This is a genomic window from Streptomyces endophytica (assembly GCF_026153355.1).
Classification (GTDB): domain Bacteria; phylum Actinomycetota; class Actinomycetes; order Streptomycetales; family Streptomycetaceae; genus Streptomyces; species Streptomyces endophytica.
This window is the reverse complement of record NZ_CP110636.1, coordinates 1,282,029-1,307,582: the sequence shown is the minus strand read 5'-3', so window position 1 is coordinate 1,307,582 and position 25,554 is coordinate 1,282,029. Positions and strand designations below refer to the sequence as shown.

Below are 25,554 nucleotides of genomic sequence, written 5' to 3'. Positions count from 1 at the left end.
GGGGCGGGGTGCACGGATGCACCTCTCCCCACGGGCGTGCTGCCCAGGGGCGTATCCCTTGCGGCCGCGGCCCCTCAGGAGCGTGCCGCCGGAGCCCCCGCCTCCGATACGAGGGCGGAACTGGGGAGCGAAGCGGACACGGCCGGGCCGGCCGGGCCAGCCATGCCGGCCGTGCCGGCCGCCCCGGCCGGGCGCCGGCGGGTCGTGACCGCGGCCAGGACGACCGCCACCAGGCTCAGTGCGGTCGAGGCGAGCGGGAACCAGCGGTCGCCGAGCACGGTGAGGGCGAGGCTGCCGACGCCGCCCGCGGTGGCCATGCCGAGGTAGAGCGCGCTGCTGTTGAGGGAGATCAGCAGCGGCGCGTTGGGCGGGTCCAGAGAGGCGAGACGGTGCGGCAGCGCCACCGCGACCGCCCATCCGGCGAGCGGCGAGAGTGCCGCGTAAGCCAGCGCGCCGGGCATCGTCGCCGCGATCCAGGGCAGCGCGAGGAAGGCGAGGGCGGCCAGTGAACCGCCGGCGAGCAGCACGGCCCGGACGCCCAGCCGGTCGACCGCGCGGCCGCCCAGCCAGCTGCCCGCGATCGAGGCGAGACCGGACACCAGCATGATCAGGCTGAGCCGGCCCGCATCGCCTCCGGTGGCCGGGCGTACCGCCGTGCCGAGATAGATGTAGACCGTGTTGATGGCCAGGAAGAACACCAGCGTGCTGGCCGCGGCGGCCAGCACGCTGCCGTTGCGCAGCGGTGCGAGGCGGGCGCGCAGCCCGGGCGCGGTGGCCGGCGCCGGCAGGTCGCGCAGCAGCAGGGCGAGGCCCAGGAACGCCGCGGCGCCCAGTGCGACCACCAGCCACATGGTCAGCCGCCAGTCCGTCCGCCCGATGTAGGTGCCGAGCGGGACGCCGAGCGCGGTGGCCACCGTCATGCCGCCGAGCACGGTCGCCAGCGCCCGGCCGCGCCGCTCGGCGGGTACGAGCGTGGTGGCCACGGCGTTGGCGGTCGGGGTGTACAGGGCGGCGCCGGCCGCGGCCAGCACCCGAGTGGCCAGCAGGAGGGGGTAGTTGGGCGCCAGGGCGCTCAGCGCGTTGGCGGCGGTGAAGACGGTGAGCGCGGTCAGCAGCACGCGGCGGCGCGGCCACCGGGCGGCGGCGGTGGCGAGCACGGGGGCGAGCACGGCGTAGGAGAGGGCGAAGACGGTGACCATCTGGCCGGCGGCCGGTACGGAAACGCCCAGGTCACGGGCGATCAGTCCGAGGATGCCGGCCATCACCATGGAATCGGTGCCCATGGCGAAGGTGCCGAGGGCGAGCAGGAGCAGGCGGAGACGCACGGGTGTCCTTCCCGGTATGAGCGGGGACGAGGTGAGGCGCAACTACGCAGCAGCCGCACCTCATTGGGACGCGGGTGCGGTGTGTTTGATGTACGTCAAACAATATGGATTGTTTGGCGGATGTCAAACAGTTTCCGCGGGGAAATACAGTGGGGCGTGAGCGAGCGACGGAAGGAGGCCGGACGGCCGTGGAGAGTGGCGTCGGTACGGACGGCGGGGACGGCGCGCTGCTGGCGCAGCCGGAGACCGAGGACATCCAGCTGGTGAAGGTGCTGCACGCGCTCGGGGACCCGACCCGGCTGCATCTGCTGCGGATCTACGCGAGCGGGCAGCAGTACGACTGCTCGTCGGAACGGCTCGGCCTCGGCCATCTGCACAAGTCGACCGTCTCGCACCACATGCGGACCATGCGCGAGGCCGGGATCACCTCCACCTGGGTCGTCGGCCGCAACCGCTATGTGCAACTACGCCGCGCCGACCTCGACGCGCGCTTCCCCGGCCTCCTGGACGCACTGCTCAACTCCGTCGAGGGGAGGACCTGTTGGGCCGGGCGGCGGCGGGGCCTGACCGGGAGGCGCCCAGGCCGGCCGGTACCGCGGTGGCCGGCCCCGGCGGATCGCCGCCGGGCCGGCCGTCGGGCGGCTCATCCCGAACTACCTGCTATCTAGATCAGATGCCCTCTCAGACCGGCCCGTCCGTCAGCTGCTCCGGCAGCGGAGCCGAGTGGACCACCGTCAGGCCGGAGACCGGACGGGTCAGGCAGACGTACAGGCGGCGCAGGCCGGTCCGCTCGTCCGGTTCGCCGTCGACGATCGCGGCCGGCTCGTCCAGCACCACGTAGTCGTACTCCAGACCCTTGGCGAGCGTGGCCGGCACCAGCGTCAGCCGGGACCCGGCCGAGGTCTCCGCACCCGGGGACAGCGGGGTCACCCCGACCGCCTCCAGGGCCGCACGCAGCTCCGGAATGCGGGCCTCCGCCGCGATCAGGCCGATCGAGCCCTCCTTCGTCAGCGCATCGTCGCAGGCCGTGAGGGTCGCCGCGGTCAGCTCCCCGACCTCGACCCGACGGATCGCGAAATCGCCCGCCGACTCACGGATCGAGGTCGCCTCCGTCAGATCCGGCGCGATCGCCGGCAGCAGCCGGGACGCGTACGCGATCACCTCGCGCGGCACCCGGAAGCCCTGCGTGAGCTCCTCGACCGCCGCCCCCGGCTTGCCCAGATGGGCCAGCGCCTCCTCCCAGGTGTCGGTCGCCCACGGCGTCGTCCCCTGGGCGATGTCGCCGAGGATCGTCACCGAACCCGTCGTGCAGCGCCGGCCGACCGCCCGGTACTGCATCGGGGAGAGGTCCTGCGCCTCGTCCAGCACCACATGGCCGAGCGAATGCGTGCGCTCCACCAGGTCCGTCGCCTCGTCGATCAACACCGCATCCGCCGCCGACCACTTGGCGCTCTTCACACTGCGCGCCGGCTTGGCCCACAGGATCGTCTTCTGCTCCTCGGGCGACAGGATCCCCTCGGCCTGCTCGGCGAGGAACTCGGCGTCGCCCAGCAGCCGCAGCACCAGCTTCGCCGGATCGACCGGCGGCCAGACCTCCTTGACCACGGCCTTCACGGCCGCGTTCCGGGCCACCGCGTTCTGCACCCGGTCGTCCGGCGCCTCCCCGGCCTGCTCCATCCGCACCAGGACGGCGTGCGCGATCCGCTGCGGAAGCGCCTCGCGGGCCGCGCCGTAACGGATGTCGCGCGCCATCAACTCCTCCACGATCTCCTGGAGTTCGTACGCCGGTACGCGCCAGCGGCGGGAGCCGCGGACCACCACGCAGGGCTCCTGCGGCAGCGTGATGTGCGAGCGGACGGCCCGCCGCAGGACCTCCGCCAGCCGCGCATCGCCCTTGACCGTCGCCGCGGCCGCCTCGTCCGTACCCCGCACCTCGACGTGCCCCACCAGGTCGTCGACCGTGGCCTGCTTGACCTCCAGCTCACCCAGCGCCGGCAGCACCTGCTCGATGTACTGCAGGAAGGAACGGTTCGGCCCGATGACGAGGGTGCCGGCCCGCGCCAGCCGCTCGCGGTGCGCGTACAGCAGATACGCCACCCGGTGCAGACCGACCGCCGTCTTTCCGGTGCCCGGCGCCCCCTGCACACACACCGAACCGGCGATGCCGGCGCGCACGATCTCGTCCTGCTCGGGCTGGATCGTCGCGACGATGTCCCGCATCGGGCCGACGCGCGGCCGCTCGATCTCCGACTGCAGGAGCCGGCTGGTCCGCTCCAGCTCTGCCGGGTCGGTGAGGTGCTCGTCCTCGTAGGCGGTCAACTCGCCACCGGTGTAACCGAAGCGGCGGCGCAGCCTGAGGTCCATCGGGTCCTTCTTGGAGGCCCGGTAGAACGGCTGGGAGACGGGCGCGCGCCAGTCGATGACCATCGGGTCACCGTCGGCGTCGTGGACGTGCCGCCGGCCGATGTAGAAGTTCTCCCCGTCCGCCCCCTCGGCGAGGTCGAGGCCCGGGGCGTGGAGGTAGTCGAGGCGGCCGAAGAACAGCGGGGTGTGGGAGAGATCAGCGAGCGCCTTGATCCGGGCTTCGATCTCGCCCTGGAGCACCTCGGCGTTGACCCAGTTCGCGGTGACGTCCGCGATGTTCAGTGACTCGGCGTCGGCGCGCATGGCGCGGAGCGCGGCGCGGGAAGCGGCGAGATGGGCGCGTTCGCGCTGGAGGGGCTCGTCGTCGGACAGGTCGTGGGCGTGCGAGGGCACGGCGTTGCCTCCGGTGGCGGTACTGCGGCGGGCGCGCCGTGGTCGCGGGCGCGGCGGGCCGGTGTCGGTGCGTAGCGCAGGTCATGCGATGCGCGGGTCAGCGGCGTGAAGCGGAGGCCGGCCGGTTTCCGACCGGTCGGCGGCACTCCTCGGCGGGAGGCAGGAAGACGCGCGATTTTAGTCAGGGGTGGATGGCGGCGCCAACGAATTATCGGCGGGGTCGGGGCCGCGCCGGGGCCGCAGGCGGTCCGCGCCGTACCCCGGGTTGACGACCCCTACAACTGTGGGTCTCCCGTAGGGGTCGGAGTGGGTCTGGAGACTGACGCCAGACCCCCCAAGGATCGATCCGTGGACCGATGTGCGGCAATCGCGTGAAATTCATCATGGACCCATGACCAGCGCAACGATCCCACCCGCATCCGTCCCGTCCCTCTCCTCCCTCGCCTCCGCCCCTCTCCACCCGGCCAAGGGCGCCCCGGCCCGCGCCGCCCGGGCCGCCGGTGCCGCCTCGGCTTCCGGGCACCGACACCTCGTGGGCAACGCCCTTCGCGCGATAAGGGTTTTCGCCGCCGCGGCCTTCAGCGTCGCCGTCCTCGGCGAGTACGCGGACGACCGCCGGGGCGGGGGCTGAGCCCCGTGGGCCGAGCACGGAGCACATGGGCTCAGGTCCCTGGGACCGGCCATGTGGGTTGAGCCCCGGCCGGGGCCGGCCCTGCCCGGGATCGATCCTGGCCGACGCCGCGACAACATCCGGATGACCGGAAACCGTTACGGCCTGCCGGTCCCGATCCACTAGCGTCGGCGCGGAGTGCGCGCTCACGACGACGAGGCGAGGCGACGAGAGGGGTCCACGGGGTGTCTTCCGCCGACGGCATGCGGACGGAGAGCGAAGAGACCGCAACGAAGGGGGAGGGGGAGGGGAGGGGGAGGGCCCCCGAACCAGAACCGACGAAACCCCGCCCCCCAGCCCCACCTCCACCAACTCCGCCCCACCTCCACCACCCCCACCGGCAAGAGACCCAACCCCACCCCACCGACAAGAGACCCAGCCGCACCAGCACCCTTCTCACCTCCGCCCCCACCCGCCACCTCCTCTACGCCGCCGCCCTGTTGCTCGTCTCGTTCGTCGGGCTGTGGGTGCTCTACGAGGTGCAGCCGCTGCCGATGTCCGACATAGCGGTCTACCGGGCCGAGGGGAGGCCGCCGCGAGCGGCGGTGATCTCTACGGCTTCACGGTCACCAAGTGGGACCTCCCGGCCACCTACCCGCCCTTCGCCGCCCTGCTCTTCATCCCGACGACCTGGCTCTCCCTCGGCACCCTCAAGATCGTCTGCGTGCTCGTCAACGCCGGGCTGCTCGCCCTGCTGATCCACCTCTCCTGCCGGGCCGCCGGAGTGCGCCGGGCCGCGCACACCGTGCCGGCCGTTCTGGCCGCCACCGCGCTCGGCCTCTGGCTCGAACCGGTCTTCCAGACGTTCGTCTTCGGGCAGGTCAACCTCGCCCTGACCTGCCTGGTCCTCTGGGACCTGGCCCGTCCGGACGGCGCCCGCGGCAAGGGGTTCGCCACCGGAATCGCGGCGGGCATCAAGCTCACCCCCGCGATCTTCGCCGTCTACCTCCTGATCACCGGCCGGGTGAAGGCCGCCTTCACCGCCCTCGCCGGGTTCCTGGTCTCGGTGCTGCTGGGCTGGCTGGTGCTGCCGGACGCCAGCGTCGAGTTCTGGACCCGGCGGATGTTCGAGACCGACCGGGTGGGCAAGGTCTGGATCGTCGACAACCAGTCCCTCCAGGGCCTGATCAGCCGCGTTCTGCACAACCCCGCACCGGGGCTGCTGTGGGCGGTGCCGGCGTTGCTGACCGCGGCAGCCGGGCTCTACGCCGCACGCCGGGTCTATCTGCGCCGCGGCCTCGACACCTGGGGCGTGCTGTGTACGGCCGTGACGGCGCTGCTGGTCTCGCCGATCAGCTGGTCGCACCACTGGGTCTGGTGCGTACCGCTGCTGATCGGCCTCGCCGCCCGCGTCCGGCGCCACCCCTGGCGGCGCGCCCTGCTGGTCGCCGTCACCCTCGCCTTCACGGCCCGCACGATGTGGATCGTGCCGCACCACGGTGACCTGGATCTGCACTTCTCCTGGTGGCAGCAGCCGCTCGCCGCGCCGTACCCCCTGCTCGGGCTGGCGCTGCTGGCCGCCCTGATCTGGTGGACCCGGCATACGGCGAGCGCGCCGGGAGAGCCGGGAGTGCCGGGGAAGTCCGGGGTGGCCGGGCCCCGCCGTATCCCGTCCCCGCGCACCGACCAGGACCTGACCGCCCGGACCCGCACCGCGTGAGCCCGGGCCGGGCGGGCGTCCCCGGGACATGCCTGACGGGTCCGCCGCGGGGCGCTTCCTCCGTGTCCCCGCCCCCCGTCACCGCCGCCTACGCGTCCTCGTCCGCCGCCAGCAGTTCGTCCGCGTCGACGATCCGGTACGCGTAGCCCTGCTCGGCCAGGAAGCGCTGGCGGTGGGCGGCGAAGTCCTGGTCGATGGTGTCGCGGGCGACGACGGAGTAGAAGCGCGCCTCGTGGCCGTCGGCCTTCGGGCGGAGCACCCGGCCGAGCCGCTGGGCCTCCTCCTGGCGGGAGCCGAAGGTGCCGGACACCTGGATCGCGACGGTCGCCTCGGGCAGGTCGATGGAGAAGTTCGCGACCTTGGAGACGACCAGTACGGAGATCTCGCCCTGCCGGAACGCGTCGAAGAGCTTCTCCCGCTGCGCGTTGGTGGTCTCGCCCTTGATCACCGGGGCGTTCAGATGCTCGCCCAGTTCGTCCAGCTGGTCGATGTACTGCCCGATGACCAGGGTCTGGTCGCCCTGATGGCGGCGGACCAGGGCCTCGGTCACGTACTGCTTGCTGGCCGTGGTGGCGCAGAAGCGGTACTTCTCCTCGGTCTCGGCGGTGGCGTACGCCAGCCGTTCCGTCTCGGTGAGGTTGACCCGTACCTCGACGCAGTCGGCCGGGGCGATGTAGCCCTGCGCCTCGATCTCCTTCCAGGGGGCGTCGAACCGCTTCGGGCCGATCAGGGAGAAGACGTCCGACTCCCGGCCGTCCTCGCGCACCAGCGTCGCGGTCAGCCCCAGCCGGCGCCGGGCCTGCAGGTCGGCGGTGAACTTGAAGACCGGCGCGGGCAGCAGGTGCACCTCGTCGTAGACGATCAGGCCCCAGTCCCGGGAGTCGAACAGCTCCAGGTGCGGGTAGACGCCCTTCCGCTTGGTCGTCAGCACCTGGTACGTGGCGATGGTGACCGGCCGGATCTCCTTCCGCGTCCCGCTGTACTCACCGATCTCCTCCTCGGTCAGCGAGGTGCGGCGGACCAGTTCGTGCTTCCACTGCCGTGCCGAGACCGTATTGGTCACGAGGATGAGCGTGGTGGCCTTGGCCTGTGCCATGGCGCCCGCCCCGACCAGCGTCTTGCCCGCGCCGCACGGCAGGACGACGACGCCCGAGCCGCCGTGCCAGAAGCCCTCGACGGCCTGCTGCTGGTACGGCCGCAGCGCCCAGCCGTCCTCGCGCAGCTCGATCGGGTGCGCCTCACCGTCGACGTAACCGGCGAGGTCCTCGGCGGGCCAGCCCAGCTTGAGCAGCGTCTGCTTGATCTGGCCGCGCTCGGAGGGGTGGACGACCACGCTGTCCGGGTCCAGCCGGGCGCCGACCAGCGGCTGCACCTTCTTGGAGCGGAGGATCTCCTCCAGCACCGGGCGGTCGGTGGTGGTCAGCACCAGCCCGTGCGTGGGGTGCTTGATCAGCGTGAGCCGGCCGTAGCGGGCCATCGTCTCGGCGACGTCGACGAGCAGCGCGTGCGGCACCGGGTACCGGGAGTACTGCACCAGCGCGTCCACGACCTGCTCGGCGTCGTGCCCGGCGGCCCGCGCGTTCCAGAGCCCCAGCGGCGTCACCCGGTACGTGTGGATGTGCTCCGGCGCCCGCTCCAGCTCGGCGAAGGGCGCGATGGCCCGCCGGCAGGCGTCCGCCAGCTCGTGGTCCACCTCCAGCAGCAGCGTCTTGTCGCTCTGGACGATGAGGGGTCCGTTCACGCGCCTCGCCCTTTCCGTTCGGTGTGCGGCCCGGGGACGGGAGCGTCCGGTACGGCCAAATCTCCAGTGTGCCCCATCGGCGGGGAAGCGAGGGAGGGCCGGAGCGGGGCGGGGCGGCACCGGTGGCGATGGCACTCCGGCCGGGCGGCGCCACGAGGCGGCGTCACGAGGAGGCGCCCGGCCTCCCGCACCGCGCCCCGCGCCGCGGCTCACACCCCCCCCCCCCCCCGCGCCGCGGCTCACACCACGTCGTCCGCCAGTTCCGCGACCCCGGTGATCCGGTGCAGCGGATAGGTGCGCACCTCGTCGGCGGTGTGGTCGTACGCCGTCACGAAGCCGCCCTCCACCCGCACCGGGGCGATCACCCGCTGGCTGGCGGCACCGTCCGCGTTGACGTAGCCGATCCACAGGGCCGAGCTGGTGAGCACCGCGGCCTGCATGGTGGCGAGGGTCTCGGCGGAGGTGGTGCGCGGGAATGTGCCGGGGGCCGGGGCGGGGGCGTGCACCGGCTTGCGTTCCGCCGTGGCGGCGAGGTCGCCGGCGCGGATGGCGCGCACCGCCGCCTCCAGGAGGGTGCGGTCGGGCGACGGCGGGCCGTCCGGGACGGGGGCCGGGGCGGTGCGCGGCGGGGTGCGGTACGAGTCGGCGCGGGCGATCAGCACGTCGCCGGCGGCGGACTCGGCGGCCGGGGCGTAGCCCATCGCCCGCAGTCCGTCGAGGAGTTGCTCGGGCGCGGTCTGGGCGGCGAGCACGGTCGGGGCGAGCCGGCGCAGGCGGAGCCCGGCGGCGCGCCGGTCGGCGAGGATCTCGGAGAGCAGCGCGTCGTCGTCGCAGCGGACGTAGGCGGCGGCCGCGCCGATCCGCAGCCGGCCGTGCTTACGGGCCACGTCGTCGACGAGGTAGGCGAGCGGCTGGGGGACCGGCGTGCGGGAGTGGCTGCTGAGGAAGTCCTTCAGTTCGGCGGCGGACCGGCCGGCGTCGAGGGCGCGGCGGACCGAGGCCGGGGTGAAGCGGTAGACCGTGGCACCGCCCTTGGACTCGATGTCCGCGAGGACGTCCAGTGCCTCGGCGAGCGGGCGCTGCAGCGGGCCGGGGGCGACCGCGGTCAGGTCCGCCTGGAGGAGGACGTGGTCGAGGGGTTCGGGGAGGAGGGGGGCGAGCAGGGCGGCGGCGCGGGTCGCCGCGGCACCGGCCTCGGCCCCGGATGCCACCCGGTCCCGGATGTCACGGCGGCTCCGGATGCGACCTCGTCCCCGGGTGTCACCCCGCCCCCGGCTGTCTGCTCCGCGCCGATCAGGACCCGGCCGTGGGCGGCGAGCGCGCCGCGCCCGGTGACGCCCAGCAACTCGGCCTCCTCCAGGGCCCATTGGGCCAGGCGCGAGCGGAGGTCGTCGGCGCCGGCGGGCCCGGGCTCGGCGGCCCCGCCCGCCGCTGCCGCAGTGCCGCCGGCCGCCGATGCCGCGGCGCTGCCCGCCGTCGGTCCCGCGGTGCCGCCCGCCGTCGCTGCCGCCCCGCGCAGCGGACGTTCCCAGCGCAGCCGGGACAGCACCGTCGTCGCCGGTACGGACGTACCGGGCGGCAGCGTGGCGAGCAGGGTGAGGGCGCGGCGGCGGACCTCGGGGCCGGGGAGCGGTCCAGGTGCGGTCCGAGGGCGGCGAGTGCGCGGCCCTTCGCGTCGGCGGTGCCGACCACGCCCGAGGTGCGGGTCGCGGTCAGCCAGCCGGCCGCCAGCACCGCCCACCGCTCGTGATCGGGCAGCTGCCGCCACTCCTCGGCGGCCGGGGTGGCGGCGTACCGTTCGTCGGCCTCGCCGTCGGAGGCGATCAGCCCGGCCGCGTAGGCGAGTTCGAGCCAGAAGGCGGCGAGCCGTTCGGTGGTGTCCAGGGCGGTGGCGGTGCGCTTGAGGTCGCGCACGCTCATCCCGCCGGCGCGCAGCACGGACGGGCCGCCCAGGTCCCACTCCTTGAGCAGTTCCTCGACGGTCGCCAGGGCGGTGAACGCCTGGCTCGCCGCGGCGTTGTCCACAAGCTGTGGATCACGTTCCGTCGTGGGCGTGAGCGCCGGCGGCAGCGGCTCCGGGTCGTGGTGCGCGCGCCCGCCGCGCAGATGGAGCGCCGCCTCCCGCGGCAGGACGACGTTGCGGGCGCCCGCCGGGAGCAGCAGACCGCGGTCGAGCAGCCACTGCAGATGGGGGCCGGGCGGTCGGTGACCGCGCCGTACGGCGGGCCCCACAGCAGCTTGTCGAGGACGGCGACGGACTCGGCCGGCGCGGTGTCCAGCAGCGCCGCCATCCGCTCCCGGTCGCGGAACAGCCCGGTCAGCGCGGCGACCGCGGAGACCGGGTCGTGGGTGGTGGGCAGCCCGGCCGCGGCCAGGATCTCCTGCAGCCGCCCGGGCGACATCCCGGCGGCGGCCTCGGCGACGGTCGGGCCCAGTCCGGTCGGTGAGGGCCGCGTGGCGCCGGGCGCCAGCAGCTCCCGGGCCGTGCGCACCAGCCGCAGCCGGTCGTCCGGCCCCCACACCAGGGCCTGCCCGCGCAGCTCGGCGACGGCCGCGGGCAGCGCGGCGGCCACCGCCTCGTCCCCGGCGTCCCGCCCATCAGGGCGGCCAGCGTGTCGTACGGGCACGGGTCGGGTGCCACCGCCAGCGCCTCCGCGGTCTGCAGCGCGAACCGGTCGAGCCGCTCCACCGCACGCACCACCGATGCCCGGGTCCCGGCCCGGGTCGCCAGCTGGGTGACGTCGCCCGGCACCGGGCTGAGCAGATCGGGCCGGGCCCGCAGCAGCCCGACGAGCCCGCCGTCACTACGGGTCCGCAGCTCCTCGGCGAGGGTCCGGGGGGTATCGGTGGTCATTCGTACAACGTTAGCGGGGTGAACGGGGGAGGGGCAGGGAGCGGCGGCGGGTACCGGAGGATCCGGCGCCGGGCGGCTCGCGGCGGATCCGCCGGCGCCCCGCCGCCGCTCCGGGCCGGGCGGCGGCCGGCGCGGTACCGTCGGGGCAGCAACCAGCGGACGCCGCAGGGGATTTCGTGGGGATCGAGAGTGAGCAGCTCGTCTTTGACTATCTGAGCCGGGTCGGTGACCTGGCCCAGCAGCGGGGCCTGCCCCCGGCCGCGCGGATGCGGCTGGTGTCGGGGCTCCGGACGGAGATCGAGGCGCAGAGGGCCGACTCGGTGGTGGGCACCAAGCGGCTGCTGGCCCGGCTGGGCACGCCGGAGGCGCTGGTCGAGGCCGCCGGCGGCGCCCCGGCGGCGGCCGGGACCCCGCGGCCGGAGCCGGCCCCGCCCGCCCCGCCCGCCCGGTCCGCCGCCCGCGACCGGCTCGGCGCGCTGACGGCCTGGCGCGACGGGCTGCTCGCCAAGGCGGCGCCGAAGGACCGGGCGGAGGACCGGGCGGCGGAGGAGCGGGCGGCGGAGGGGGACGGCGCGGCGAACGGGCACGGGAGGGCGACCGGCGGCGGCGCGCCCCGGAACGGCGACCGGCCGGGTTCCGGCAGGTGTGGTCTCTTCACCAAGGGGGCGGGGTTCGGTAAGGGACCGGCGTCCGGCAAGGTGCCGGGCCCGCGCGCCGGTGAGCCGGAGTCCGCGCCGTCCGTCGGGCTGCCGCCGCACCTCGCCGGCGCGGACGAGCTGGGTGACGCGCAGGACGCGCCCGACTGGTGGCGGGTGGAGCCCGGGCCGTACGGGCCGGGGGACACCGTGCCCGGTTTCGTGGGCGGGATCGAGATCCCGGAGATGTGGCAGCACCCGAAGGGCGACTCCGCCGGGCGGCCGTCGTCGCTGCGGAAGGACGGCACGGAGGCGGACGGCGACGCGGACGGGGAGACCGCCCGGGCCCGGGTCAAAGGCGGTGCGGGCGGCGGTGCGGACGAGGGCGCGGGCGGCGACGGGGAGGCGGTGGAGGCGGTGGAGGCCGTCCGGCCGGTGCCGCTGCGGGCCTGGCTCAGTCCGGTGCCGGCGCTGGCGGTGGTCCTCCTGGTGGCCGGGGCGGTGCTGGGGTCGTGGCTCGCGCTGGCGGGCGGCTGGGCACTGGCCTATGTGTCGCGGCGGCTCAGCCCGGCCGAGGCCAAGTTCGCGGCGCTCGGGGTGCCCGGGACCGTCGTCGGCGGTCTGCTGGTGTGGCTGTGGGGCCGGTTCGACGGGCGGTGGGGCGAGCCGATCGCGCAGGGCCGGCTGGGCCAGGAGCTGATGGCCGCGCTGCCGGGTGTGGTGCGGGTCGCGGCGGTCGCCTCGGCGCTGTTCCTGCTGTGGCGGATGCGGCGGGCGGCCCGGTAGCGGGTGCCCCTGGGCGGCGGCCCGCCGGCCCGGGCCCCCTCCGGGGACCCACCCGCCGGGCCCGCCGCGGCCCGTCACAGGTAAGGCAGGGCCGAGCGGAGCCACCGTCCGGTCCCCGCGGACCTCCCGGCACAATGGCGGGCATGGCTGCCTACCCCCTGACGGTCGGATTCGACCTCGACATGACGCTGATCGACTCCCGGCCCGGCATCAAGGCCGCGTACGAGGAGCTGTCCGCCCGGACCGGCACCCCTGTCGACGCCGAGGCCGCGGTGACCCGGCTCGGTCCGCCGCTGGAGGAGGAGATCCGCCGCTGGTTCCCCGCGGAGCGGGTGGCCGAGATCAGTGCCCTGTACCGGGCGCTGTACCCGGAGTACGCGATCGCCTCCACCCCCGCGCTGCCCGGCGCGCACGAGGCCATCGCCGCGGTGCAGGCGGCCGGCGGCCGGGCCATCGTGGTGACCGCCAAGTACGAGCCGAACGCCAAGCTGCACCTGGCACACCTGGGCCTCGCACCGGACGCGGTGATCGGCTCGCTGTGGGCGGAGGCCAAGGCCGAGGCGCTGCGCGACCACGACGCCCGGGTCTACGTCGGCGACCACACCGGAGACGTGCGCGGCGCGCACACCGCCGAGGCGCTGTCGGTGGCCGTGGCCACCGGGCCGTGCGACGCGGCGGAGCTGCGGGCGGCCGGCGCCGATGTGCTGCTCGGTGACCTGACGGAGTTCCCGTCCTGGCTGGCGCGTTACGTCGCCGAGGGCGCGGAGGGCGCGGACGGCACGGAGCCTTCGGCGGCCGCCACCGCCTGACGCCGCTGCACCACCGCGGAACGGACCACTCCGCTCGCGGCCACCAGGAAGCCGGCGCCCATCAGCATGCACAGCCAGTAGAAACCCCATGGCAGCGGCGTGGTCCCGAGGAACAGCGGCGTCACCGTGGCGAGAGTGGCCAGCGCGCCAACTAGGAACATGATCGCGCCGATTCGGACCAGCAGATCCCCTGCGCGGGGCGTTTCGTCAGACACCTGACCAGGGTAAGTCCGCACCGGAAGCACAGAGGATCCACCCGGCGGCGTCTTGTCACCGACCGGGGACCATTAGCCTTGGGTGTGGCGGGTCCTGCGGCCCGCTGCATTGCTATCCAGACCGTTTTTCTTCCGCGCTTCCGCGGCGGACCAGCCCAAGCTTTTTCCAACGAGTACGAGGACGAGGACAGACGTGCCTACCGGCAAGGTCAAGTGGTTCAACAGCGAGAAGGGCTTCGGCTTTCTCTCCCGCGACGACGGCGGTGACGTCTTCGTGCACTCGTCGGTGCTGCCCGACGGTGTAGCCGCACTCAAGCCCGGCCAGCGCGTCGAATTCGGCGTGGTCGCGGGCCAGCGCGGCGACCAGGCGCTGACGGTGACACTCCTCGACCCCGCGCCCTCGGTGGCCGCCGCCCAGCGCCGCAAGCCCGACGAACTCGCCTCGATCGTCCAGGACCTCACCACGCTCCTGGAGAACGTCACCCAGCAGCTGGAGCGCGGCCGCTACCCGACAAGGTGCACGGAGCCAAGATCGCCGGCATGCTGCGGGCGGTCGCCGACCAGCTGGACGTCTGACCCGGGGGAGCGCCCGGCACACCTCATACGAAACGCAGCGCATCGCGGCCGAGGGGCGGCACCAGCCCCTCGGCCGCGGCGCGGGTGAGCAGCCCGCGCACCGCGGCATAGCCGTCCTCACCGAGGTCGGCGGTGAACTCGTTGACGTAGAGCCCGATGTGCTGGTCGGCCACCTTCGGATCCATCTCCTGGGCGTGCTCCAGGACATACGGACGGGACGCCTCCGGGTCGTCCCAGGCCATCAGCACCGACGTCCGGATCGCCGCCGCGAGCTCCCGCAACACCCGCTCGCCCAGCGACCGCTTGGCGATGATCGCGCCGAGCGGGATCGGCAGCCCGGTCGTCTGCTCCCAGTGCTCACCCATGTCCGCCAGGCACACCAGCCCGTAGTCCTGGTACGTGAAACGGGCCTCGTGGATGACCAGACCGGCGTCGACCTTGCCGTCCCGCACGGCCGGCATGATCTCGTGGAACGGCAGCACCACGATCTCCCCGACCCCGCCCGGCACCTCGGCCGCCGCCCACAGCCGGAACAGCAGGTACGCCGTCGACCGCTCGCTGGGCACCGCCACCGTCCTGCCCGTCAGGTCCGCGCCCGAGCCCTGCGCGCGGGTCAGCACCAGCGGCCCGCAGCCGCGCCCCAGCGCCCCGCCGCAGGGCAGCAGCGCGTAGTCGTCGAGCACCCAGGGCAGCACCGCGTACGACACCTTCAGCACGTCGAACTCACCGCGCTCGGCCATGCCGTTGGTGAGGTCGATGTCGGCGAAGGTGACCGCGAGCTCCGGCGCGTCCGGGACCCGGCCGTGCGCCAGCGCGTCGAAGACGAAGGTGTCGTTCGGGCACGGCGAGTACGCGATGTTCAGCGGCCGGGTCACGGGCCCTCCTCAGGGACGTGGGGTCCCCCCGCGTGAGCGAAGTCGAGCGTGGGGGAGGATCCGGAGCCGGCCCGGCGGTGGCCACCAGGGCTCCGGGAAGCGTACGGAAGGCGCCGGTCAGCGCGGTCAGCGCGGCCCCGATGCGCCAGGCGGCCCGGTCGCGCGGGCCGACGGCGTTGGAGACGGCCCGGACCTCCAGCACGGGCACGCCGTGCGCGGCGGCCGCCTCCGCGACCCCGAAGCCCTCCATCGCCTCGGCCAGCACCCCCGGGTGACGCCGAGCCAGCTCGGTGGCGCGGGCGGCGCTGCCGGTGACCGTGGAGACCGTGACGACGGTGCCGGTGACCGCGCCGGCCGCCGCCGCGAGGGCCTTCACCAGCGCCGGGTCGGGGCGGTGCAGCACCGTCCCGAAGCCCAGATCGGTGACCGGAACGAAGCCGTCCGGGGTCTCGGCGCCCAGATCGGCCGCGACGATCGCCTCCGCGACCACCACCGCGCCCAGCGGCGCACGGGGCGCCCAGCCGCCGCCGATACCGGCCGAGACCACCAGGTCGTACGGCTGCCCGGCGAGCGCCGCGGCGGTCAGCGCGGTGGCCGTCCCGGCGGCCGCGGCGGCCGGTCCGACCCCCGCGGCCAGCACGTCCAACGCCACCGGCCCGCCGTCCGCCCGGCACAGCTCGTAGCCGCCCGGCAGCACGGCCGGCGCGCCGCACTCCGCCGCGGCGCACACCGCGTCGCGCTCGGCGGCCACCGCGGTGACGGCCAGCACCCGCGGCGGCCGGCCGGCGGCGCTCGGCGCGCTCAGCGGGCTCAGTCCTTCTGCTTGAGCGTGAAGTGCCACATCGTCGTGGGGCCGTCGCCCTCGTGGAGCTCGGCGACCTGCAGGGTGACGTCCTTGGTGTACGTCGTCTGACCGGTCTGCGGGTTCTGCTGCATGAACAGCGTGTCCGCGTCGAAGCTGCGGTACGTCTGCTTGCTCGGCTCGCGCATCACGGGGCCGGCGCCGATGACGATCCAGCCGGACTTGGCGACGTCCGGGTCCACGCCCACGCGCACCTTCTCACCCGGGTGCACGGTGATCGTCTTGCCGCCCTTCTTGGTGATGCAGGCGGCCACGGCCTTCCGGGACAGTTCCTTGCCGTTGCCGTCGCAGCCGGGGGTGGCCTCGGCCGTCACCGTCGACGAACCGACGGTCACGGTCGCGAGCGCGGTCGGCTTCTCGCAGGCGGAGAGGGTCACCAGACCCAGGGACACGGCACCGATGGCGGCAGCGGCGCGGCGGCCCTTGCCCCAGGAGATCAACGCAGCGGTCATACGGGCAGGCTATCTGGCGCTCCGGCCCACGCCACCCCCGGGTACGGCGTGCCGCGCGGCACGCCCCCAGGGGGACCCGCCGATCACGCCCGCCCGACCGGGAAGACGCCCCCCACGGTCCGTCCCGCCCGCGCTCAGGCCACCCGCGGCGTCGGCGTACCGCCCCGCCGCGCCGCCTGCAACAGCCCCCGCACGGACAGCGCCGCACCCGCCGTCACCAGGCCCGCGGCCACCGCCATGCCCACCACCCGACCAGCGGCAGCGCGATCCCGAGCGCCCCGCCCACCACCCACGCCAACTGCAGCGCCGTCTCCGACCGGGCGAACGCCGAGGTGCGCACCTCCTCCGGCACATCGCGCTGGATCATTGCGTCCAGCGACAGCTTCGCCAGCGCCTGGCACAGCCCCGCGGTCGCCGCCGCCGCGGGGACCACGACCACCGCCAGCACCGGGTAGAACACCGCCGCCAGCACCGTCGCGCACAGCGCGAGCCCCAGCACCGCCGCGACGATCGGCTCCGGCCCGCGCGCCCGCAGCCACGCCCCGACCGCCGTGCCCAGCGCGTTGCCGACCCCGGCCGCCACCGCCACCAGCCCCAGCGACGCCGCCGCGCCCAGCGCGCCCAGCGGATGCTCGCGCAGCAGGAAGGCCAGGAAGAACGTCAGGAAACCGGAGAGCGCCCGCAGCGCGGCGTTCGCCTGCAGACCGTGCAGCACGGACGGCCCGACCGTCCGCAGCCCCGGCTTCGGCGCCCGCCCCGCCGCCCCCGCCACCGGCCCGTTCCGGGACGCCAGCCGGGCCCGCCGCTCACCCTTCGCCGAGTCGACCTTGTGCGGCAGCGAGAACGACAGCACCGTGCCCACCGCGAACACCACGAACGCCCCGTACAGCGGGCACGCCGGCCCGAGCAGATGCAGCCCCGCACCCGCCGGCGCGGCCAGCCCGGTCGCCAGCAGCCCCGCCAGCGTCACCCGCGAGTTGGCCTTCACCAGCGAGATCCGCGGCGGCAGCAGCCGCGGCACCACCGCACTGCGCACCACGCCGTACGCCTTCGACGACACCAGCACGCCCAGCGCCGCCGGATACAGCTCCAGACCCCCGGTCGCCACCGCCCCCGACATCGTCACCGCCAGCAGCGCCCGGGCCAGCATCGACCCGGCCATCGCCGCCCGCCGGCCGTGCGGCACCCGGTCCAGCAGCGGCCCGACCACCGGCGCCAGCAGCGCGAACGGCGCCATGGTCACCGCCAGATACAGCGCCACCCGACCGCGCGCCTCCTGGGTCGGCACCGAGAAGAACACCGTCGACGCCAGCGCGACGGTGATCATCATGTCGCCCGCGGAGTTCACCGCGTGCAGCTCGATCAGTTTGCCCAGCCCCGACTCGCCCGCGCCGTGCGCATGCGTGGCCCGCCGTACGCCCCGGGCCGCGCCGGTGAACGGCCGGTGCAGCGCCCGCCCGACCGCCCGCGCGGCCCGCCGGCCCCGGCTGCCGCCGATCCCGCCGCGCGTCGGTGCGCGCGGCTTCCGTACCTTCGACGCCCTCGCGGCAGCCACCTGGCCATAGTGCCCCAACTCGCCCAGGAGGGGGCGGTTCCTCCCTATTGCCGCGCGGGGCGCACCGGTCCGCCGCCGCCACCCGCTGCCAATTGCCGCTCCCTCCGAGGAGTCGTACACGGTTGAAGGGGTAGCGTGTCTAGCGCGCCACCGGCGGTCGGTTTTGGCCGCGTGTCTCATTGCGATCCGCGATCCCGCAGAATGGGTTGTAAGAGGTGCGCTCGACCGAACCGATCGGGCGCGGACGTCGACGCGGTCCCCAGGTCCGCTCCGCCCGCCCCGGCCTCCGGACGGACAAGGACAGCTCCGGCTGGCGCACTCGTGAGACGGCGTGGAAGAGAGAATCGATTCTTGTGAGTGCTGCGATGCGAAGCCGTACCCCTGACCGCCTGTGCGCCGAGGCGGTCGACCTCGCCCGGGCGGCGGCGGAGGAGACCGCACTCCCCGGCATGGTCGGCGAGCACATCGAGGCCGTGGCCGACGGCGACCGCGTCGTCACCCATCTCTTCGCCTGCAACGAACCCGGATACCGCGGCTGGCGCTGGGGCGTGACGGTCGCCCGCGCCTCCCGCGCCAAGGTCGTCACCCTCGACGAGACGGTCCTGCTGCCCGGCCCCGACGCCCTGCTCGCCCCCGAGTGGGTGCCCTGGAGCGAACGCCTCCGCCCGGCGACATGGGCCCCGGCGACCTGCTGCCCACCGAGGCCGACGACCTCCGCCTGGAGCCCGGCTTCACCGGCGAGGACGTCCCGCCGCCGAACTCCCCGGTCGCCGAGGGCATGGCCGCCGACGTCGCCGACTCCGAAGAGGCCGACGTCCTCCCCGGCTCGCCCGCGGTCCAGCCCGCCCCCGCCCGCGGCGGCATCGCCGACGTCGCCGGGGAACTCGGCATGGCCCGCGCCCGGGTCCTGTCCCGCTACGGCCTGCACGCCGCCGCCGACCGCTGGGAAGAAGCCTTCGGCGCCAAGACCCCGATGGCCCAGGCGGCCCCCGCGACCTGCATGACCTGCGGCTTCCTCACCCGCTCACGGGCTCGCTGCGCCAGGCGTTCGGCGTCTGCGCCAACGAGTTCGCCCCCGCGGACGGCCGCGTGGTCTCCCTCTCGTACGGCTGCGGCGCCCACTCCGAGGCCGCCGTCATGCCGAAGCCGCCGCGCCCCGCCCCGCCGGTGGTCGACGAGACCGTCGTCGAACCGCTGGCCCTGCGGCCGGAGCGCGACGGCGGATCCGTGGAGGAAGCCGGCCCGGCGGAGGAGCTGGGCCACAGCTGAGGGCGTCGTCAGGGGCCGGGCCCGGCCGCCCCTCGGGGCGCGGCCGACCCGGCCCCTTCGCCGTCCCCCACCGGGCGGGGCGCCCCACCGCACGGGCCCGGACCCACCCCTCCCCGCCGCGGGCGGCCGCGGCGCCGCGGCCGGCAACGTGGGGCGATACCGTCAGGGCAACCGACGGACACAGAGGAGACGAAGACGTGGCAGCTACGTCGTGGGTGCGAGGCGCAGCCGGCGACCCGTTCGGGACGGCTCGGCTGCGGCGCGGTGTGCTGGACGCCTGGGCCGCCTCACCCGCCCGGTTCCGGGAGGACGCCAACGCGGAGGAGGACCTCGCGCTCGGCGGCTACCGCGACCGCCTCGCCGTGGAGCTGGCGCAGAACGCCGCCGACGCGGCCGCCCGGGCCGGCGTCCCCGGCCGGCTCCGGCTGACCCTGCACCCGGCCGACGGCGACGCCCCCGCCGTCCTCGTCGCCTCCAACACCGGCGCCCCGATCGACGCCACCGGCGTCGAATCGCTCTCGACGCTGCGCGCCTCCGCCAAGCGCGAGGCCAGCGTGGCGGCCGGCGCGGTCGGCCGCTTCGGCGTCGGCTTCGCCGCCGTGCTCTCCGTCAGCGACGAACCGGCACTCGTGGGCCGCACCGGCGGCGTCCGCTGGTCGCTGGCCGAGGCCCGCGCGCTGACCGAGGAAGTGGCTGCGCACAGCCCCGGCCTCGGCGGTGAGCTGCGCCGCCGCGAGGGCCACGTACCGCTGCTCCGGCTCCCGCTGCCCGCCGAGGGCACCGCACCCGAGGGCTACGACACCGCCGTCGTCCTGCCGCTGCGCGACGGCGCCGCCCAGGACCTCGCCGAGCGGCTGCTCGCCGCCATCGACGACGCGCTGCTGCTCACCCTCCCCGGCCTGGCCGAGGTCATCGTCGAAACCCCCGAAGGCGTACGGGAGTTGCGGCAGACCCGGCAGGGGCCGTACCTCGTCGTCGAGGACAGCGAGCGCGGCACCACCCGCTGGCGGGTGGCGTCCGACAGCGGCCGGCTGGACCCCGCACTGCTCGCCGACCGGCCCGTCGAGGAGCGGCTGCGCCCGTTCTGGTCGGTGACCTGGGCGGTTCCGGTGGACGCCGACGGCGCCCCGGCACGCCCGCGGACCGCGCCGGTCGTGCACGCCCCGACACCCACCGACGAGCCGCTCGGCCTGCCCGCCCTGCTCATCGCCTCCTTCCCGCTGGAGCCGACCCGCCGCCACGTCGCGCCCGGCCCGTTCGCGGACTTCCTGGTCGGACGGGCCGCCGCGGCGTACGCGGACCTGCTGGCCGGCTGGCAGCCGGTGACCGCCGGCAGCCTCGACCTGGTGCCCGGACCGCTGGGCAAGGGCGGCCTGGACGGCGAACTGCGCCGCCAGGTGCTCGACCTGCTCCCGCGGGTCCGCTTCCTGCCGAGCGCCGCCGCACCGGCCGCCACCGCGACCGGCGCCGGCGAGCAGCCCGAGCCCCGGGCGCACCGCGCGACGAGTGGGACGACACCGAGGGCACCGCGGACACCCCGCGCTACGTCCTGCGGCCCACCGAGGCCGAACTGCTGGAGGGCGCGGGCGGCGCGACCGTCGCCGTCCTCGCCGAACTCTTCCCCAGCCTGCTCCCCGCCGGCCTCGAACGCCGCCCGGAGCTCCGGGCGTTGGGCGTGACCCGGGTCCCGCTCGGGGAGATGGTCGACCGGCTCGCCGGTGTCGAACGCCCGCCGGGCTGGTGGTGGCGGCTCTACGACGCGCTGGCCGGCACCGACCCCGACCGCCTCACCGGCCTGCCGGTGCCGCTGGCCGGCACCGCGACGCCCGGCCCGGCCGGCGCGCACGGCGCGGTACGCACCACCATCGGCCCCCGCCAGGTCCTGCTGCCGCTGCCCGACGGCGGCCCCGACGAGGACGGCGGGTCCGCCGCCCGGCACCGCACCCTCGCCCGGCTCGGCCTGAAGGTCGCCCACCCCGAGGCCGTCCACCCGCTCCTGGAGAAGCTCGGCGCCACGCCCGCCGCGCCCCGCGCCGTGCTGACCACGCCCCAGGTGCGCGCCGCCGTGGCGAACTCCCTCGACGCCGACGAGGACGCCTACGACCTCTTCCCCGACGACGACCTCGGCGGCGCCGGCCCCGGTGGCCCGCTCGGCTCCGAGGAACTGGCCGAGACCGTCCTCGGCCTGGTCCGCGACGCCAACCTCGCCCCGGGCGACGAGCCCTGGCTGGGCGCCCTCGCCCTCCCCGACGAGGACGGCGAGCTGGCCCCGGCCGGTGAGCTCGTCCACCCCGGCAGCGACTTCGAACGGGTCATCCGCGAGGGCGAACTGCCCGCCTGCGACGCCGGCCTGGCGGCCCGCTGGGGCGAGCAGCCGCTGACCGCGGTCGGCGTCATGGCCGGCTTCGCCCTCGTCCGCGCCACCGACGTCGTCCTCGACCCGGACGAGATGGAGCCGCGCGACACGGACTTCGCCGAGCCCGACGACGTCGGCCTGCTCGACGCCGTCGACGTCTGGTGCGAGGACGTCCTCGACACCCTCCCCGAGACCCCGGTGCCGCCGGTCGTCACCGAACTGGTCGCCGTCCGCGACCTCGACCTGGTCGACGACGACGCCTGGCCCGAGGTCCTGGCCATGCTCTCCCGGCCGCCGCTGCGCGACGCGCTGACCGCCCGGTCCGCGTCCTCCTCCCCGACGGCACCACCGAATCCGTCCGCCCCTACACGGCCTGGTGGCTGCGCGGCCACCCGGTCCTGGACGGCCGCCGCCCCGCCGGGCTGCGCTCGGCCGGCGGCGACCCGCTGCTGGCCGGCCTCTACGAATCCGCGGACGCCGGTGACGTCGACGCCCAGGTGCTGCGCGCCCTCGGCGTCCGCACCTCCGTCGCCGCCCTCCTCGACGAACCCGGCGGCGCCGCGGAACTCCTCGGCCGGCTCGCCGACCCGGACCACCCCGTCGGCGCCGCCCAACTCCACGCCCTCTACGGCCTGCTGGCGAACCTCGACCCCGACCAGGTCACCCTCCCCGACTCCTTGCGCGCCGTGGTGGACACCGAGGTCCGGGTGGTGGACGCCGTGGACGCGGTCGTCGCCGACGCCCCCGACCTGATGCCGCTCGCGACCGGCCTGGCGCTGCTCCCGGTCAGCCCGGACCGCGCCGCCGATCTGGCCGAACTCCTCCAGGTGCGCCGGCTGAGCGAGGTGGTCACCGCCGAGGTCCGCTCCGAGGGCGTCCGCCACGAGGTCCCCCCGGCGGTCCGCACCCTCCTCGGCCCCACCACCCCGTCCACCTACGACGAGCACGAGGAACTCCTCGTCACCGCCGCCCCGGACACCGCCGGTGGCCCGGCCGCCACCACCGAACTCGACTGGCGCTGGACCCCCGACGGCACCCTCCACGCCGCCACTCTGGAGGGCGTGGCCGCCGGCCTCGCCTGGGCCACCGCCCAGTGGCCCCGCCGCTTCGAGGTCGCCGCCCTCCTGGAGGACCCCGACCGGGGAGACGAACTGGAACGCGCGCGCTGGTTCGACTGACGGCACGGCCGGGGAACGAGCCCCCGCGTCCGGCCGGTGCCGAAGGCGTCCGCCGGGAACCTCAGCCGGTCTCGTCCCCCAGCCCCTCCGCCAGTACTTCCGCCAGGTGCCGTCCCGGTCGGTCGCCGAGCTGCTGGAGCTGGGTGCGGCAGGAGAAGCCGTCCGCGAGGATTTCGGTGTCCGGGGTGGCCCGGCGTACCGCCGGGAGGAGCTGGTCCTCGGCGCAGGCGACCGACACCTCGTAGTGGCCGCGTTCGTAGCCGAAGTTGCCGGCCAGGCCGCAGCAGCCGCCGGAGAGGGGGCCGGTGAGCCCGGCGCGGTCGCGGAGGCGGCGGTCCGCGGCGTCGCCGAGGACCGCGTGCTGGTGGCAGTGGTCTGGCCGGCGACCGGGCGGTCCAGGCGGGGCGGCCGCCAGTCGGGGGCGTACTGCTCCAGGGTCTCGGCGAAGGTGCGGACGGCGGACGCGAGGCGGGCGGCGCGGGGGTCGTCGGGGAGGAGCTCGGGGAGGTCGGTGCGGAGGGCCGCGGCGCAGCTCGGTTCGAGGACGACGAGCGGGCGGCCGGGTCCGAGGAGGGGGGACAGGGCGTCGACGGTGCGGCGCATGACCTGGCGGGCCCGGTCGAGCTGGCCGGTGGAGACGTAGGTCAGGCCGCAGCACAGGGGCCGGTGCCGGCGGAGGCGGAGGCCGGGGCGCGGGGGTGCCGTCGGGGGGAGCAACGGGCGCAGTCCGGCGGCTTCGAGGACCTGGACGGCGGCGCGCCCGACCTGGGGCGCGAGGTGGTTGGTGAAGGTGTCGGGCCAGAGGATGACCGGGCGACCGGAGGTGCTTCCTGCCGTTCCTTCCCCTCGCCGCCGCTGCCACCACCACCGGGTGAAGGTCTTCGTGGCCAGCGCCGGCAGCGGCCGCTCCGGGGTGAGACCCGCGAGGCGGCCCGCCAGGGTGGCGGCGAGGGGGGTGCGGGACAGGGCGTTGACGGCGGGCGCCACGGGGGCCGCGAGGCGCAGCCATTGGGGGAGGCGGCCGAGGGTGTAGTGGGCGGCGGGGCGCAGCCGGCCCTCGTAGTGGTGGTGCAGGAACTCCGCCTTGTACGTGGCCATGTCGACGCCGACCGGGCAGTCGCTGCGGCAGCCCTTGCAGGACAGGCACAGGTCGAGGGCGTCGCGCACCTCGGGGGACCGCCAGCCGTCGGTGAGCACCTCGCCGGCGAGCATCTCGTGCAGCAGGCGGGCCCGGCCGCGGGTGGAGTGCTGTTCCTCGCCGGTGGCGCGGAAGGACGGGCACATCACGTCCGGGGAGCCGGGGGCGCTCGCGGCGTTGCGGCATTTGGCGACGCCCACGCAGCGGCGGACGGCCGCGGTGAAGTCACCGCCGTCGTGCGGGTAGCCGAAGGCGACCGGGACCGGCTTCCTCGGCAGCGGGTCGAAGCGGAGGTTGTCGTCGAGCCGGGCGGGGCGCACGAGCATGCCGGGTTGAGGCCGGCGGCCGGGTCCCAGAGCGTCTTGAAGTCGCCGAAGAGACCGACCAGTTCGGGTCCGTACATCTTCGGCAGGAGTTCGGCGCGGGCCTGCCCGTCGCCGTGTTCGCCGGAGAGCGAGCCGCCGTGCGCGACGACGAGTCCGGCCAGGTCGTGGGAGAAGGCGCGGAAGCGGCGGATACCGGGCGGGGTGAGCAGGTCGAAGTCGATGCGGATGTGGATGCAGCCGTCGCCGAAGTGGCCGTAGGGGGTGCCGCGCAGGCCGTGCTGCGCCAGCAGGGCGCGGAAGTCCCGCAGGTAGGGGCCGAGCCGGTCGGGCGGGACGGCGCAGTCCTCCCAGCCGGGCCACGCCTCCGAGCCGTCCGGCATACGGGTCGCGGTGCCGGAGGCGTCCTCGCGGATCCGCCACAGCGTGCGCTGGCCGGCCGGATCGGTGACGACGGTGTGGTCGGTGCTGCCGTCCGCGGCCGCCGCCCGGCACAGCGCCTCGGCGTTGGCCGCCGCCTCCGCCGGGCTCGCACCGCCCGTCTCCACGAACAGCCAGGCGCCGCCCCGGGGCAGCCCGGCCGCGTCGCCCACCAGATCGGCGGCCATGCCCTCGACGGTCAACGGACGCCGGACCAGGAGGGTGTGGGCGGCCTCGGCGGCGGCGCCCTCGTCCGGGTAGCCGAGGATGGCGAGCGCCCGGGCCGCGGGGGTCTCCACCAGCCGTACGGTCGCCTCGGTCAGCACGCCGAGGGTGCCCTCGCTGCCGGTGAGGGCACGGGCCAGGTCGGTGCCCCGTTCCGGCAGCAGCGCGTCGAGGGCGTAGCCGGAGATGCGGCGGGGGAGGTCGGGGTAGCCGGTGCGCAGCAGGGCCAGTTCGCGGTCGACGAGGGCCTTCACGCCGTCCCGCAGACGCGGCGGGAGGCCGCTGGGGGCGCCGGTGGCGTCGGCGCCCCGGCCGGCCCGTACGCCCTCGCCGCCGTAGGTGAGCAGGGCCAGTTCGCGGACGTTGTCGGCGGTGGTGCCCCAGGCGACCGAGTGCGAGCCGCAGGCGTTGTTGCCGATCATGCCGCCGAGGGTGCAGCGGCTGTGCGTGGACGGGTCGGGGCCGAAGGTCAGCCCGTGGGCGCCGGCCGCCGCCCGCAGGTCGTCCAGGACCACGCCGGGCTGGACGACGGCGGTGCGCGCCGCCGGGTCCAGCGAAACGATCCGCCGCATGTGGCGGGTGAAGTCCAGGACCACCCCGACGCCGGTGGCCTGCCCCGCGATGCTGGTCCCGCCGCCGCGCGGCACCACGGGCACGCCGTGCTCCCGGCACACCCGTAGTGCCGCGGCGACATCATCGGCGTCCCTGGGGGCGACCACCGCCTGCGGCACCCGGCGGTAGTTGGACGCGTCCATCGTCATCAGCGCCCGGTCGGCCGCGGTGAACGAGACCTCCCCCCGCACCGCGGCCGACAGTTCCCGGGCCAGGTTCCGCTGCTCCGTCTGCGTGCGCTCAGCCATGTCTCCAGCCTGC

The 25,554-nt window shown here is 75.4% G+C and carries 12 protein-coding genes and 7 pseudogenes; 9 read left to right on the top strand and 10 right to left on the bottom strand.

What is annotated here, in order from left to right:
* Positions 1-74: 74 nt before the first annotated feature.
* The gene (locus OJ254_RS05840; RefSeq protein WP_265361516.1) at positions 75-1,325 is read right to left on the bottom strand and encodes an MFS transporter; all 1,251 of its coding nucleotides are present in this window, start codon (positions 1,323-1,325) and stop codon (positions 75-77) included.
* 188 nt (positions 1,326-1,513) lie between these two features.
* On the opposite strand from OJ254_RS05840, the gene OJ254_RS05835 reads away from it, so the two are divergent.
* Complete coding sequence (locus OJ254_RS05835; RefSeq protein ID WP_265361515.1) at positions 1,514-1,993, top strand: ArsR/SmtB family transcription factor; 480 nt, start codon at positions 1,514-1,516, stop codon at positions 1,991-1,993.
* Positions 1,994-2,006: 13 nt separating this feature from the next.
* On the opposite strand, the gene OJ254_RS05830 is transcribed toward OJ254_RS05835, so the two are convergent.
* Positions 2,007-4,082, bottom strand: a complete 2,076-nt coding sequence (locus OJ254_RS05830) for a HelD family protein (protein WP_265361514.1) — start codon at positions 4,080-4,082, stop codon at positions 2,007-2,009.
* 391 nt (positions 4,083-4,473) lie between these two features.
* Here OJ254_RS05830 and OJ254_RS05825 point away from each other — a divergent pair, with 391 nt between their 5' ends.
* Together OJ254_RS05825 and OJ254_RS05820 are read left to right on the top strand one after the other, a co-directional pair.
* The gene (locus tag OJ254_RS05825) at positions 4,474-4,713 is read left to right on the top strand and encodes a hypothetical protein (protein ID WP_265361513.1); all 240 of its coding nucleotides are present in this window, start codon (positions 4,474-4,476) and stop codon (positions 4,711-4,713) included.
* Between the two features lie 476 nt (positions 4,714-5,189).
* Positions 5,190-6,412: pseudogene (locus tag OJ254_RS05820) on the top strand (glycosyltransferase 87 family protein).
* A gap of 88 nt (positions 6,413-6,500) precedes the next feature.
* On the opposite strand, the gene OJ254_RS05815 reads toward OJ254_RS05820, so the two are convergent.
* On the bottom strand, positions 6,501-8,153 hold the full coding sequence (locus tag OJ254_RS05815) for a DNA repair helicase XPB (RefSeq protein WP_265361512.1): 1,653 nt from the start codon (positions 8,151-8,153) through the stop codon (positions 6,501-6,503).
* A gap of 239 nt (positions 8,154-8,392) precedes the next feature.
* Positions 8,393-11,007 (bottom strand): annotated as a pseudogene (locus OJ254_RS05810) (helicase-associated domain-containing protein).
* 176 nt (positions 11,008-11,183) lie between these two features.
* On the opposite strand from OJ254_RS05810, the gene OJ254_RS05805 reads away from it, so the two are divergent.
* Both OJ254_RS05805 and OJ254_RS05800 read left to right on the top strand, forming a co-directional pair.
* Positions 11,184-12,428 (top strand): hypothetical protein, encoded by a 1,245-nt coding sequence (locus OJ254_RS05805; RefSeq protein WP_265361511.1) that lies wholly within the window; start codon positions 11,184-11,186, stop codon positions 12,426-12,428.
* A 143-nt stretch (positions 12,429-12,571) separates the two neighbouring features.
* Positions 12,572-13,237, top strand: coding sequence for an HAD family hydrolase (locus OJ254_RS05800; RefSeq protein WP_265361510.1), 666 nt, complete (start codon positions 12,572-12,574; stop codon positions 13,235-13,237).
* On the opposite strand, the gene OJ254_RS05795 is transcribed toward OJ254_RS05800, so the two are convergent.
* Positions 13,174-13,452: a hypothetical protein gene (locus OJ254_RS05795; protein ID WP_265361509.1), complete on the bottom strand. Its 279-nt coding sequence runs from the start codon at positions 13,450-13,452 to the stop codon at positions 13,174-13,176. The genes OJ254_RS05800 and OJ254_RS05795 overlap by 64 nt on opposite strands.
* A 193-nt stretch (positions 13,453-13,645) precedes the next feature.
* Between OJ254_RS05795 and OJ254_RS30925 the strand changes: the two are divergent.
* A pseudogene (locus OJ254_RS30925) lies at positions 13,646-14,028 on the top strand (cold-shock protein).
* 23 nt (positions 14,029-14,051) lie between these two features.
* On the opposite strand, the gene OJ254_RS05785 reads toward OJ254_RS30925, so the two are convergent.
* From OJ254_RS05785 to OJ254_RS05770, 4 genes and pseudogenes are all read right to left on the bottom strand, one after another.
* Positions 14,052-14,840, bottom strand: coding sequence for a 1,4-dihydroxy-6-naphtoate synthase (locus tag OJ254_RS05785; RefSeq protein ID WP_265365065.1), 789 nt, complete (start codon positions 14,838-14,840; stop codon positions 14,052-14,054).
* Positions 14,752-15,708 carry a futalosine hydrolase gene (locus OJ254_RS05780; RefSeq protein ID WP_265365064.1) on the bottom strand — a complete coding sequence of 319 codons (957 nt, stop codon included), beginning with the start codon at positions 15,706-15,708 and terminating at the stop codon, positions 14,752-14,754. Before OJ254_RS05780 ends, OJ254_RS05785 begins: the two co-directional genes overlap by 89 nt.
* A gap of 5 nt (positions 15,709-15,713) precedes the next feature.
* Complete coding sequence (locus OJ254_RS05775) at positions 15,714-16,217, bottom strand: hypothetical protein (RefSeq protein ID WP_265361508.1); 504 nt, start codon at positions 16,215-16,217, stop codon at positions 15,714-15,716.
* Between the two features lie 134 nt (positions 16,218-16,351).
* Positions 16,352-17,790, bottom strand: a pseudogene (locus tag OJ254_RS05770) (MFS transporter).
* A gap of 347 nt (positions 17,791-18,137) precedes the next feature.
* Here OJ254_RS05770 and OJ254_RS05765 point away from each other — a divergent pair.
* From OJ254_RS05765 to OJ254_RS05760, 3 genes and pseudogenes are all read left to right on the top strand, one after another.
* Positions 18,138-18,843, top strand: a pseudogene (locus OJ254_RS05765) (DUF3027 domain-containing protein); the annotation flags it as partial.
* A gap of 18 nt (positions 18,844-18,861) precedes the next feature.
* Positions 18,862-19,041, top strand: coding sequence for a hypothetical protein (locus OJ254_RS31420; protein WP_423836049.1), 180 nt, complete (start codon positions 18,862-18,864; stop codon positions 19,039-19,041).
* Between the two features lie 215 nt (positions 19,042-19,256).
* A pseudogene (locus OJ254_RS05760) lies at positions 19,257-22,575 on the top strand (sacsin N-terminal ATP-binding-like domain-containing protein).
* A gap of 61 nt (positions 22,576-22,636) precedes the next feature.
* Here OJ254_RS05760 and OJ254_RS05755 read toward each other — a convergent pair.
* Positions 22,637-25,541, bottom strand: a pseudogene (locus OJ254_RS05755) (FAD-binding and (Fe-S)-binding domain-containing protein).
* Positions 25,542-25,554: the final 13 nt, after the last annotated feature.